This window comes from Trueperella sp. HMSC08B05, assembly GCF_001808405.1.
Taxonomy (GTDB): Bacteria; Actinomycetota; Actinomycetes; order Actinomycetales; family Actinomycetaceae; genus Trueperella; species Trueperella bernardiae.
In genome coordinates, this window is the sequence record NZ_KV793272.1 from 102,556 (window position 1) to 114,038 (window position 11,483).

10 protein-coding genes and 1 tRNA gene are annotated in these 11,483 nt (G+C 66.6%); 2 read left to right on the forward strand and 9 right to left on the reverse strand.

What is annotated here, in order from left to right; translation table 11 throughout:
• Position 1 precedes the first annotated feature (1 nt).
• Together lysA and argS are read right to left on the reverse strand one after the other, a co-directional pair.
• Positions 2 to 1,357 carry a diaminopimelate decarboxylase gene (gene lysA, locus HMPREF3167_RS08425; RefSeq protein WP_070446435.1) on the reverse strand — a complete coding sequence of 452 codons (1,356 nt, stop codon included), beginning with the start codon at positions 1,355 to 1,357 and terminating at the stop codon, positions 2 to 4.
• A 2-nt stretch (positions 1,358 to 1,359) separates the two neighbouring features.
• Entirely contained in the window at positions 1,360 to 3,039 is a 1,680-nt protein-coding gene (argS, locus tag HMPREF3167_RS08430) for an arginine--tRNA ligase (RefSeq protein ID WP_070446437.1), read from the reverse strand.
• 97 nt (positions 3,040 to 3,136) lie between these two features.
• Here argS and HMPREF3167_RS08435 point away from each other — a divergent pair.
• Positions 3,137 to 3,209: transfer RNA gene (locus HMPREF3167_RS08435), tRNA-Arg, on the forward strand.
• Between the two features lie 24 nt (positions 3,210 to 3,233).
• Here the strand turns inward: HMPREF3167_RS08435 and HMPREF3167_RS08440 are convergent.
• The 3 genes from HMPREF3167_RS08440 to HMPREF3167_RS08450 are packed head-to-tail and all read right to left on the reverse strand — an operon-like array spanning position 3,234 to position 5,991.
• On the reverse strand, positions 3,234 to 4,307 hold the full coding sequence (locus HMPREF3167_RS08440; protein ID WP_148132430.1) for a hypothetical protein: 1,074 nt from the start codon (positions 4,305 to 4,307) through the stop codon (positions 3,234 to 3,236).
• Positions 4,304 to 4,960: an ABC transporter ATP-binding protein gene (locus HMPREF3167_RS08445; protein ID WP_070446442.1), complete on the reverse strand. Its 657-nt coding sequence runs from the start codon at positions 4,958 to 4,960 to the stop codon at positions 4,304 to 4,306. Before HMPREF3167_RS08445 ends, HMPREF3167_RS08440 begins: the two co-directional genes overlap by 4 nt.
• A complete protein-coding gene (locus HMPREF3167_RS08450) occupies positions 4,960 to 5,991 on the reverse strand; it encodes a peptidoglycan-binding domain-containing protein (protein ID WP_070446444.1) in 1,032 nt (343 codons plus the stop codon). Before HMPREF3167_RS08450 ends, HMPREF3167_RS08445 begins: the two co-directional genes overlap by 1 nt.
• 589 nt (positions 5,992 to 6,580) lie before the next feature.
• On the opposite strand from HMPREF3167_RS08450, the gene HMPREF3167_RS08455 reads away from it, so the two are divergent.
• Positions 6,581 to 7,174, forward strand: coding sequence for a hypothetical protein (locus tag HMPREF3167_RS08455; RefSeq protein ID WP_070446447.1), 594 nt, complete (start codon positions 6,581 to 6,583; stop codon positions 7,172 to 7,174).
• Here HMPREF3167_RS08455 and HMPREF3167_RS08460 read toward each other — a convergent pair.
• The 4 genes from HMPREF3167_RS08460 to HMPREF3167_RS08475 all read right to left on the reverse strand — a co-directional run bounded on the left by HMPREF3167_RS08460 (position 7,171) and on the right by HMPREF3167_RS08475 (position 11,392).
• Complete coding sequence (locus HMPREF3167_RS08460; RefSeq protein ID WP_082661142.1) at positions 7,171 to 7,947, reverse strand: glycerophosphodiester phosphodiesterase family protein; 777 nt, start codon at positions 7,945 to 7,947, stop codon at positions 7,171 to 7,173. The genes HMPREF3167_RS08455 and HMPREF3167_RS08460 overlap by 4 nt on opposite strands.
• Positions 7,948 to 7,961: 14 nt before the next feature.
• Positions 7,962 to 8,867 (reverse strand): M23 family metallopeptidase, encoded by a 906-nt coding sequence (locus tag HMPREF3167_RS08465; RefSeq protein WP_062613431.1) that lies wholly within the window; start codon positions 8,865 to 8,867, stop codon positions 7,962 to 7,964.
• A 198-nt stretch (positions 8,868 to 9,065) separates the two neighbouring features.
• Positions 9,066 to 10,094 carry a hemolysin family protein gene (locus HMPREF3167_RS08470; protein ID WP_062613430.1) on the reverse strand — a complete coding sequence of 343 codons (1,029 nt, stop codon included), beginning with the start codon at positions 10,092 to 10,094 and terminating at the stop codon, positions 9,066 to 9,068.
• A complete protein-coding gene (locus tag HMPREF3167_RS08475; protein WP_062613429.1) occupies positions 10,091 to 11,392 on the reverse strand; it encodes a hemolysin family protein in 1,302 nt (433 codons plus the stop codon). The genes HMPREF3167_RS08470 and HMPREF3167_RS08475 overlap by 4 nt, the downstream gene beginning before the upstream one ends.
• Positions 11,393 to 11,483: the final 91 nt, after the last annotated feature.

Genomic DNA, 11,483 nt, shown 5'->3' on the forward strand with positions numbered 1-11,483 from the left:
ACTAGCCCACGTCAAGGGCGAGCTGATCCTCGATTGTCTCACGGCGGAGGATAACCCTGCAGTGTCCGTCTCTTACTGAGACAACGCCAGGGCGCGGCAACATGTTGTAGTTCGATCCCATCGAGCGCCCATAGGCCCCGGTGACGGGCACGGCCAGCAGGTCCCCGGCCGCGAGCGGCGGCAGAGCGACGTCGTGAACCACGATGTCCCCCGACTCGCAGTGCTTGCCCACCACGCGACAGCGCGCCTCCTCGCCCTCCACGAGCCGGTTCGCCACGAGCGCCGTGTACTGGGCGCCGTAGAGGGCGGGACGGAGGTTATCGGACATGCCGCCGTCCACGGAAACGTAGCGGCGCGGGCCGGAATCGGTGGCCACGTCCTTGATCGTGCCCACCGTGTAGAGGGTCATCATCGCCGGTGCCACGATCGAGCGGCCCGGCTCGATCGACACGCGCGGCGGGCGCAGGCCCGTTTGTGCCACGTGCTCGGAAACGGCGGCGGCGAGCACCCGGGCGAACTCCTCGGGGGCTGGCGGGACGGCGTCGGCGTCGGTGTAACGCACGCCGTATCCCCCGCCCAGGTCCACCTCCGTAATCTCAATGCCCTGGCCCGCTGCCCACGCCCGCACGTCCAGCACGGCGCGCGCTGCCTGTGCGAAGCCGTCAGCGGCGAGGATCTGGGAGCCGATGTGGGAGTGCAGGCCGATGAGCGAGAGCGCGGGATTCGCGGCGATGCGGGAGATGGCCTCCTGCGCCGCGCCCGTGGTCACCGACAGGCCGAACTTTTGGTCCTCGTGGGCCGTTTGGATGAAATCGTGCCCGCCGGCGTGAACGCCCGTGGTCAGGCGCACGTAGACGGGGGCGCGCGTGCCGGCCGCCCGCGCGATACGCGCCACATGCTCGATCTCGGGCAGGGAGTCGACCACGATGTGGGCCGAGCCGCACTCGAGCGCGAGCGTGATCTCGGCATCCGACTTGTTGTTCCCGTGCAGGCCGATGCGGCTGCCCGGCACGCCGGCCGCGAGCGCCGTGCGCAACTCTCCCTCGGAGGCCGAGTCGATGTTCAGCCCCTCCTTAGCCATCCAGCGGGCCACGGCCTTGCTGAGGAAGGCCTTGCCGGCGTAGTAGACGTCAGCGCCCGCGAGCGGGGCGAAGGCCACATCCATCGCGTTCTTCCAGGCCCGCGCCCGGGCACGCATGTCCGCCTCGTCCAAGATGTAGGTGGGCGTGCCAAACTCGCCGGCGATCTGCGTCACGGGCACGCCCGCCACCGCAAGCTCGCCCGACTCGGTGCGGGCGACGTTCGCCGACCACACCCCGTCCGGGCGGCCTGTCGGCTCGGGTGCGCGGGCCACCACGGTTACATCCTCTCCGGGGCGCTGACGCCGAGCAGCGCCAGACCGTTGCACAGCACCTGACCGGTGGCGTCGTTGAGCCACAGGCGGGTCTGGTGGACGGGGCTGACCGGGTCATCCCCGCGCGGGGTCACGCGCGAGATGCCGTACCACGAGTGGTACTTGCCCGCCAGCTCCTCGAGGTAGCGGGCCACACGATGCGGCTCGCGAAGCTCGGCCGCCTGCGCCACGATCACCGGGTATTGGGCGAGCGTTGCCAGCAGCTCCTCGTCCGCCTCCCCATCCAGGAGGGCCGGGTCGAAGGCATCGCGCCTCACGCCGTGCTCGGCCGCATTGCGGTCCACGGCGCAGGTGCGCGCGTGGGCGTACTGAACGTAGTAGACCGGGTTCTCGTTCGTGTTGGAGGTAATGAGGCCCAGGTCGATCTCCAGCGGGGAGTCCATCGCGGCGCGCACCAGCGAGTAGCGGGCGGCGTCCACCCCGGCCGCCTCCACCAGGTCGCTCAATACCACGATCGTGCCGGCGCGCTTGGACATCTTCACCGGCTCCCCGTCCCGCACCAGGCTCACCAGCTGGCCGATGAGGATCTCCAAGTTCTCCCCCTGGCCGGCCGTGTCACCGAAAGCGCGCGCCATCGCGTACATGCGCCCGATGTAGCCGTGGTGGTCGGCGCCCAGAATGATGACCACGCGGTCCGCGCCACGCTCGCGCTTGTTCAGGTAATAGGCGATGTCGCCCGCGAAGTAGGCCGCGTCCCCGTCGGACTTGATGATCACCCTGTCCTTGTCATCGCCGAAGTCCGTAGTGCGGATCCACGTGGCGCCGTCGGCCTTAAAGATCACGCCCTGCTCATCTAGGCGCGCGATCGCCGCATCCACCGCGCCCGACTCGTGCAGCGAATCCTCGTGGAAGTACACGTCGAACTCCACGCGGAAGTCACGCATCTCATCCTTGATCGCGGCAAACATGAGGTTGACGCCGCGCTCGCGGAAGACCTCGCGCGCCGCGTCGTCGTCAAGCCCCGCCGGGTCCGGGCGCCCGGCCGCGAGCTCGTCGGCGATCACCTGCTGGGCGATGTCGGCGATGTACTGGCCCCCGTACCCGTCCTCCGGCGCCTCCTCACCACGGGCGCGGGCGAGCAGGGACTTAGAGAAGCGGTCGATCTGGGCGCCGTGATCGTTGAAGTAGTACTCGCGTACCACGTCCGCACCGCTGGCCTTGAGGATGCGGGAAAGCGAATCGCCGACGGCGGCCCAGCGCGCGCCGCCCACGTGGATCGGGCCGGTGGGGTTGGCCGAGACGTATTCAAGGTTGATGGTGGAGCCCGCCAGCACATTCGCCGTGCCGTAGGCCTCCCCGGCCTCCACGATCGTGCGAGCAAGCTCACCCGCGGCGGCCGCGTTCAGCGTGATGTTCATGAATCCCGGGCCGGCGATATCCACGGCCGCAATCGCCTCCGAGCCTGCAATCCTGCCCTTGAGGAGTTCCGCGAGCGCGCGCGGGTTCGTGCCCGCCTTCTTTGCCAGCTGCAGGGCAACATTCGTGGCCCAATCGCCGTGTTCGCGACTGCGCGGGCGCTCGACCTTCACGTCCGGCAGGTCGGCCGGATCCAGGTTGACCTCACCGGCGGCGATCGCCTGCTCGAGCGAGGTGCGTATAAAGGCAGAAAGATCTTCAGGAGTCATGCACCAAGCATACCGGCGCCCGCCGACGCACCCAATTTGGTATCACCACACGATTCGATTCTGCGCGGCCTGCGGTGTTAGACTGACAAATCGCCGGGCCCCGATAGCTCAGGGGATAGAGCGTCTGCCTCCGGAGCAGAAGGTCGCAGGTTCGAATCCTGTTCGGGGTACTTTTCCCTCGCCCGCGCCGCGTCCTACGCCGTGCGCAAGATCGCCACCGGATCTCTGTTGACCGCCCACGCGATCGGGATGAGCGCCGTCAGCGACGAGGTCAGCACCATCACGAGCGCCACCGCCACCGTGAACTGCGGCGGAATCGGGCTCAGCCACACGCGCGCCACGACGTCGGCTGCCAGGCCCGCGAGCGCCGCTCCTAGCGCGATCGGTAGCGTCACCCTCACCAGCGTTAGTGCTGTGAGGTCTATTCGCGTGATCCCCAGCGCTCGCCGCCGCCCCAGCAGCCGGCGGTAGAGGAGCACGTAGGCAAGGGAGACCACCGTGGTGAGGACGCTACCGAGCCCGATGACGGTCAGCAGGACCGACTTCGTGTAGCTGGCAAAGTCCCCGGACGTCACGCGGTCAACAATGGCTAGCCCCGAGCTTTCGAAGGTCAGCTGGCCCGGAGACTCCTCGGCCGCGTACGTGCGGATCGCGGCCTGGATGGAGGGCACGGCGTCGATGGCATCGGCCATGACGACGATGCTACGCATGGTCTGTAGCTCGGAGTTCTGGACGACCATTGACTCGGCGAACACCTCGTATCCTGGGCGGACGGTCGCGTCCGCCACCACGGGAAACTCCCTCCCGGCGCTGGTGAGCACGACGCCGGAGGGCACCTCCCAGCCCAGCTTGCGGAGGACCTCCTCGTCGATCGCGGCCTCGCCGTCGGCGGGCGGGCGCCCGTGGGAGAGGACGAACGGCACGCTCAGGTCGGTCACCTGCCACGCGGTGGTCTTGGCGCCCGGGACGGCCGCATCCACCTCCAGTACCTCCCCCACGCCGATCACCGACTCCACGCCACGGGTGGTTCGCAAGAGCTGGACCACCTGGGCATTGAGGAGCTTGCCCGTGGCCTCGCGAACCGTGAGCACGCGCGCCGAGGGATCGTTGAGCTCGCCTGCCAAGGCCTCGCGCTGAGCCACCTGCTGTCCGGCAGTGAGCAGCGCGCCGAGCGTCGCACCGAGCGAGACGATAAAGAGGAGGAGGGTGGGGACCACCTGCCGGCGCGCGTCCCGCCGCGCCTCGCGTAGCAACTGCACCAACCTCATACCTCCACCCCCGCGCTGACATCGAGCACGTAATCGCACGCCTCGATGACAAACGGGTCGTGCGTGGCGACGACGACGGTGCGGCCGGCACGTGCCTCCTCCTGGAGGAGGGAGAGGATAGTCTGCGCGTTGCCGCGGTCAAGGTTTCCGGTCGGCTCGTCGGCGAGGATGATCGCCGGGCTATTAATGAGCGCGCGAGCCATCGCGGCGCGCTGGCCCTGGCCGCCCGAGATCTTGGTGGGGCGCTTGCCCTCGAAGCCGCTCAGCCCCACCTTGGCCAGTAGCTCCGTACCGCGCTCAACGAGCTGTCGGTACGTGTTGCCCACGTAGAGTCCCGGCTCCACCACGGAATCGAGGATCGGTGAGAAGTCGTCCAGCTCGGAGTCCTGAAAGACGAATCCAATGTTGCGGGCCCGAAAGGTGCTGCGCTGAAAGTCGCTTAGCCCGCTAACGTCCCGCTCCCCAACACAGACCGCCCCCGAGCGCGGCTGAAGCATGAGCCCGAGGATATAGAGGAAGGTCGACTTCCCGCAGCCGGACGGGCCGGTGAGGGCCGTGAGTGCCCCGGGGTGGAAGTCGTAGGAGAGCCCCTCGAGCACGCTTGGGCCCTTGCCATAGGCGAAGCTCACGTTGTTGGCGCGCAGCGTGTCCATCAGTCGCCCTCGCCGAAGACGCGGATCTCGCTTCCCACATCGATCCCGTCGACGACCGCGACGCCCTGGGAAGCGCCCAGCACCACGACGTCGTGCCGCTCGCCGGCGGCGTCGACGACATAGGTGGCGCCGAGTGCGTCGGTCATGATGGCCGAGCGCGGCACGAGCGGGCCGGAGACCTGCGGCACAATCTCGATGATCGCCTGAAGCTCGCTGCCGGGGGTGAGCCCCTCGCAGTCGTCGTCGCACACGGTGCCACCGCCGACGCCTTGGATCTTGACCTCGTAGGTGAAGGACTCCTCGTTCTTGCGGGTCTCGCCCACCACACTGCTCCACTCGTGCTCGCCGTTCGTGAGGCGCACCTGGGCCTCGGCGGGCAAGAGGGCCTGCTGTGATTCGTTGAGCACAAGGAAGACGCGCGGAGTGCCGGCCGGTGCGGACACCACCACTTCTCCCCCGGCAAGTAGCGCGCCCTTTTTGAGGACCTTCCGGTCGAATGTGAGCTCGGCGGGCAGGCTCGGGCTGGCCACCAGCTGCCCGAGCTGAACCGTTCCCGTAACAGGCTGGCCCGTGTCCTTTTGCCACTGGCGCACGTTCTTCTCAGCGATCGGCCCGAAGTCTGAATCCACGGCCCCCGGGTAGCCGAGCGCGTTGAGGTAAGCGTTGAGCTGCTTGACGTCCGCGCCCGTCATGCCACGGGAGAGGTCGCGATAAAACGGGACGTCGCCGTCGACGACGCCGACGGGCAGCCCGCCCACTTCGTACAACGTCTGCCCGGCGGAGAACACCTGATCCTCGGCCACGAACGTCACGACTCCGGGGAGCACGTTCGTTGCTAGTGTCGTGCTATCCACGTCAACGCTCGCGCCAAAGCTCAGGCTACGGCCCACGCTTCCCGTCTCCACCGTGACGGTTGCGGGCGCGGCCTTGACCGGCAACGCCTCCTCACCGCGGAGAACGACGTAGCCCGCACCCAGCCCGAGGCCGGCAGCAACCAGCACCGTGAGGAAAAATGCGATGACCCGGCGCATCGTGCCACCCTTCTTTTTCGATCAGCAACGCCTTTTGGTCAAAAGCGCTCCTCCACATTGAAACGCTATTACTTTAATCACATAAATCCCAGTACACCTCAGATAGGAGATCGGATCATGTACATTAGAAAGACTCTCATTGCTCTTTCCACCTCGCTCGCACTCGCACTGAGCATCGCTGCTCCGGCAACAGCTGCCTCTCGAAGCGGAACAGCAACCTGCCCGGCGGGAGTTGCCGGGGGGCATCTCCGCCTATTCCGAGCAACGGTTTCCTAGTAACTACATGTATGTGAAGGTCGGCACCTCAGTTAAGGACGGAACAGGTCACGACCGTTTGCAGATCGACACCAACCTAAAGACTGCATTTTGGTACGCCCAGAGTCCGAGTCTTCGTAAAGCAGCCGGCTACTGTAACCCGCGTTAGTTGTCTCTCATGTTCATATCTTCTCGCAGCTGCAAGAGTTTACGCGTCGTTGGTGTTGCCCTGTGTGCCGCTCTCATACTCGCCGGCTGCTCCTCACAAGAGGAAACCACGGCGCCCACTGGCACTCCCGACAACCCACGGGACGTCACCGCGTGGTCTCCCTCAGTGATCCCGACGAGCGCCCCCATCACCGAAGAACAGCAGGAAGCATCGCGGCTCGAGCAGGTAACGCAGATCCTCCAGGCTTACGACCTTCCCGCACCCCCCTCCGAGGTCGAGCTCCCGCCGGTCGTGCGACGGGTGAGCTACGAGGATTCCGGCCCCCTCATCGCACAGTGCCTGACGGACAACGGCTTTTCCAGCACGTCTTCGGGTGGAATCATCACCACGCTCGACGTGGCCGATGAACAGGAGAAGTCCTTCGCCAAAGTTCGCGCAGACTGTGCCGCCCAGTACCCCATCGACGCGAAATACACGCAAGAGTGGACAGCCGACCAGTGGAGGGTCTACTACGAGTACATGGTCGGGTACTACACTCCGTGCGTCGAGTCCTTCGGCATCGCGATCGACAAGGACAGTATCCCTGAAGAACGGACTTTTATCGAGAGCGCCCTGTCCGGCGCTGATAGGTGGAGTCCCGTGGCAGAATGGTTCGACAATCCCGATTATCACAAGCTGACGGACGAGACGACCCCCGAGGGCGCCGAGCTAGCTGAGGCGTGCCGGCAATCCCCGCCGAGCAACAAGCTCTTCGGCTAGTTCGCCCCGCCCCGCATCTGGTCGATCACCGACCGCGCCAACGTCGGCCGATCGGTGATGAGCCCGTCCACGCCGAGCTCGAGAGCCCTGCGCATGTCGTCGGCGTCGTTGACGGTCCACACATGCACGGCCAGGCCGCGTGCGTGGGCCAGCGCGATGAACTTCTCATCTACCACCTGGATGGTCTTGAACAGCTCGGGGACCTGCACGCATTCCACGCCGCGCTCCGGACCCGGCAGCCGGTAGGCCAGCGCGCGCGGGCCCTTGGCCGCCACCACTAGCCGCGCGATCGCGGACGTCCCCATCGAGGAGCGCACTCCCGGAAGGCGCCTGCGCATCCACGCCAGGCGGACCTCGGAGAAGGAGGCCAGGCTCACGCGGTGGGCGGCATTCTGGCGGCGAATCGCCGCCACCATCGCCGGGGCGGTCGCGTTGTTCTTCGCGTCCAGGTTAAAAATGAGGTCCGGGAACTCTTCGAGCAGGTCATCGAGGCGCACGAGCGGGTTACCCGAGTGGTCGCGCACGTGCCGCAAGTCCTTCCACGCCCAGGAGGAGACCGCGCCAGAGGCGTCCGTGAGACGGTCGAGGATCGGATCGTGAATGATGACCGCCGTGCCGTCGGCCGTCACATGACAGTCGGTTTCGACGTAGCGGAAGCCCTGATCACGCATCGCCTCAAAAGCGACGATGGTGTTCTCCGGGTGCTCGTCCCCACCACCGCGGTGAGCGAGGATGACGGGCTCGCCGATCTCCCACATGCGCTGATGAACCATGAAGCCTGCGCTCGCTAGCACATATCGGACAGATCGACCGCGCCGAAGTCCTCCAGAGCCTTGATCGGGTCCAGCAGGTTATCCTGCCCCGTAGTCTCGATCTCATGGCCCGTGTGGACCTCGAAGTGCAGGTGCGGGCCGGTGGACCAGCCCTTCGAGCCGACGTCGGCGATGTGCTGGCCGGCCCTGACCTTGTCACCCTTCTTCACGTGCACCCCGTCGTCGTACATGTGGACGTACCAGGTGGTGTATTCCTTTCCATCGATCACGTGGGCGATGACGATGAGGTTCGACGAGCGTCCTGCAATACCCTCTCCCGCGTAGACGACCTCGCCGTCGGCCATCGCGTAGATCGGTGTGCCGGCCGGGGCTGCCATATCCTGGCCCAGGTGGAAGGATGAGGTGTAGGAGATCGGGTCAATGCGCAACCCGAAGGGCGAGGTGAGGCGGTAGGTGCCCGCCGCCATCGGCATGACCACCAGGTCGGATTCGGACTTGAAGGCCGAGGCGAGCGAGTTCGCTCCCCCGCGCAACTCGCACTGGATAGCAGCCCCCGAATACGTGCGTTCGAAACCACGATAGCGGGCCGAGTCCGCCGCGCCGCTCGTCTTCTTCAGGGTGTCCGGGACCGTGGGCTGCGGGGTGGCCACCGTGGAGGTGGCCAGGTTCTGCGCGCCCTGGACGGCCGAGGCGGAATACAGGCTGCCGAATAGGATGCCGGTGACTGCGGAGCCGGCGACGACGGCGCTGAGCACGCCTGCCGTGGCGGGATTCTTCGCCTCTTTGAAGAGCCGGCGGAAGAATGAGAGCTCCTTGGTGGCCCGCGGAGCAACGGGCGGGAGCTCGATCACTTCAGTGACCTGGGCGTCGCGAAGTTGAGCTTCGCGGGCGAGCCGGAGATCACGGCGCGATGGTCGCACAGTTTCACGCTCAGCCAATCCGGCCCCTCCTCTTTCTTGTGCGCACAATATCGGGAAAACCCCGGACATCTCCCAATGATAACGGTTTGATAACGCTACCGCGAGTAGTATTCACAACCTCGGGACTGAACTCCCTATGATGTGAGCCACTGCCGGTGAAGTCTCACTTGTCATGGTCACGAAATGGTCGCGGCGGCGCTACTTCTGCATGGCGTCGCGAACCTCGCCGATCAGCTCCTCAATCACATCCTCGAGGAAGAGCACGCCCCGCACCTCGCCGTCCACCACCACGCCCGCCAGGTGAGTGCCGTCCTTCTGCATGGAGCGCAGAGCCGTCTCGATCTCGTCCTTCGAATCCACCTTCGACATGGTGCGGATCTTCCACGGCGCCAGCGGCGCGTTCCGCCGCCCGGGCGCCACGTCGATGATGTCCTTGAGGTGGACGTAACCGACAATCTCGCCGCCCTCCTCAACCGGGTAGCGCGAAAACCCGTGCTGGGCGATCTCTGCCTCCAGCTCGGCCGGGGTGGTCTGCGGCATGACCATGACTAGCTGCTCGGTTGCCACCATGAGGTCGCCAGCCGTGTACTCGGAGAACTCGAGGGCGGAGGAGATGAGGCCGACGTCCGCGTCGAGCACGCCTGCATTCTTCGAGGCCTGCACGATCGATGCCACCTCGTCCACCGTGAACGCTGCGCCCACCTCGTCCTTGGGCTCGAGCCCGAAGACGCGGATGATGTGGTTGGCGAACCAGTTGAGGGAGAAGACCACCGGGTGGAAGATCTTCGAGACGAACACAAGCGGGGGCACCAGGATATAAGCCGCCCGCTCGGGGGTGGTGACCGACAGGTTCTTCGGCACCATCTCCCCCAGCACCACGTGCAGATAGACCACCAGCGCGAGCGCCAGCACCAGCGCGATCGGGTGGAGGAACGACGCGGGCACGCCCGCCGCCTCGAGCGGGCCCTCGATCCAGTGCGCGATCGCCGGCTCCGAGATCGCGCCGAGCGCCACCGAGGCGAGCGTGATCCCGAGCTGGCAGGTGGCAAGCATAAGGGTGACGTTCTCCAGGGCGTAGATGACGGTCTTGGCCGACTTCTTCCCCGCGTCCGCCAGCGGTTCCACCCGCGAGCGCCGGGCGCCCATGACCGCGAACTCGCCGCCCACAAAGAACGCGTTGGTCAGCAGGAGCAGGCCCGTGACAAGGAGTGCCATTCCGATGCTCATTCGTCCACCCCGCAAATCCGCACCTGTTCGATGCGTCGGCCATCCATGGTGGCAACCACCGCGCGCACGCCGTCTTCCTCCACCTCGTCCCCTACCTCGGGCATCCGCCCGAGCCGGGCCATCATCCAGCCGCCCACGGTTTCCCACGGGCCCTCGTCCGGCACGTCGAGCCCGAGCTCGCGGGCCACCTCGTCCGGGCGCATGAGGCCGGGGATCATCCAGCTACCTCCAGAGACGATATGCGTGCGCACGCGGCGCCGGTCGTGTTCGTCGGCCACGTCGCCCACGATCTCCTCCACCGCGTCCTCGAGGGTGACGATGCCCGAGGTACCGCCGTATTCATCGACGACGACAGCCATCTGCAGCCCCTCGGCGCGCAGCTGCACGAGGAGCGGGGCGAGCGCGATGGTCTCGGGCACGCGCGTGGGTTCGACCAGCAACGACGACGACGTCACGCGCACCTGCCCGCGCGCCTCGTAGGGGATCGCCACCGCGCGGCGCAGGTGGACGAAGCCGCGGATGTCGTCGAGGTCCTCGCCGATGACGGGGAAGCGGGAGTGTCCGGTCTCGGCAGCGCGCGCGATGACGTCGGCCGCCGTGTCGTCCACGTGGAGGGCGGCGACCCGCCCGCGGTCGGTCATGACGTCCACGGCGGTCAGCGCGCCGATGTCGATCGAGCGGGTGAGCAGACGGGCGGTGGGCAGGTCGAGCGTGCCCTCCTCCGCCGAGTGCCGCACGAGCGCGGCGAGCTCGGAGGCCGAGCGCGCACCCGAGAGCTCCTCGGCCGGCTCGATGCCGAACTTGCGCAAGATCCAGTTCGCGGTCTCGTTCAGCAGCACGACCACCGGCTTGAACACCGCCGTGAAGATGCGCAACGGGAGGGAGACGAAGGCGGCGGTGGAGAGCGGCTCGGCGAGCGCCATGTTCTTGGGGATGAGCTCACCGAACAGCATGGAGGCGACGTTAATGATGATGAAGGCCAGCGTCGCGGCGGTGCCGACCGCCGCTGCGGGCGCCAGGCTGCCCAACAGGCCAGAGAAGAAGTGTTGCAGCGGGGCCGTGGCCACGTAGCCGAGCAGGATCGTCGTCATCGTAATGCCCACCTGGCACGAGGACAGCTGGAGGGAGAGGTGATGCAGGGCCTTTTGCACGCGCCCGGCCTTCGCGTCCCCCGACTGGGCGCGGTCATCGATCGTGGCTGGATCCAGGGCGACGAGCGAGAATTCGGCGGCAACGAACAGGGCGTTGCCCGCAATAAGTACAAGGGCAAGACAAAGCAATATGAGATCAGTGGCCACGGGCCACCTCTTGTCGTCCTTCCATACCCACCATCGTAACCCACCGCCTGGGCGCGCTGCGGCCCCGCCCTCGCCCACAGGGGAATTCTTG

Bases quoted from the DNA above. Each gene is read 5' to 3' on its own strand.
- HMPREF3167_RS08460 (WP_082661142.1), bottom strand. From the start codon at position 7,947: ATGGTTCATCAGCGCATGTGGGAGATCGGCGAGCCCGTCATCCTCGCT.
- HMPREF3167_RS08445 (WP_070446442.1), bottom strand. From the start codon at position 4,960: ATGGACACGCTGCGCGCCAACAACGTGAGCTTCGCCTATGGCAAGGGC.
- HMPREF3167_RS08440 (WP_148132430.1), bottom strand. From the start codon at position 4,307: ATGAGGTTGGTGCAGTTGCTACGCGAGGCGCGGCGGGACGCGCGCCGG.
- HMPREF3167_RS08470 (WP_062613430.1), bottom strand. From the start codon at position 10,094: ATGAGCATCGGAATGGCACTCCTTGTCACGGGCCTGCTCCTGCTGACC.
- argS (WP_070446437.1), bottom strand. From the start codon at position 3,039: ATGACTCCTGAAGATCTTTCTGCCTTTATACGCACCTCGCTCGAGCAG.
- HMPREF3167_RS08450 (WP_070446444.1), bottom strand. From the start codon at position 5,991: ATGCGCCGGGTCATCGCATTTTTCCTCACGGTGCTGGTTGCTGCCGGC.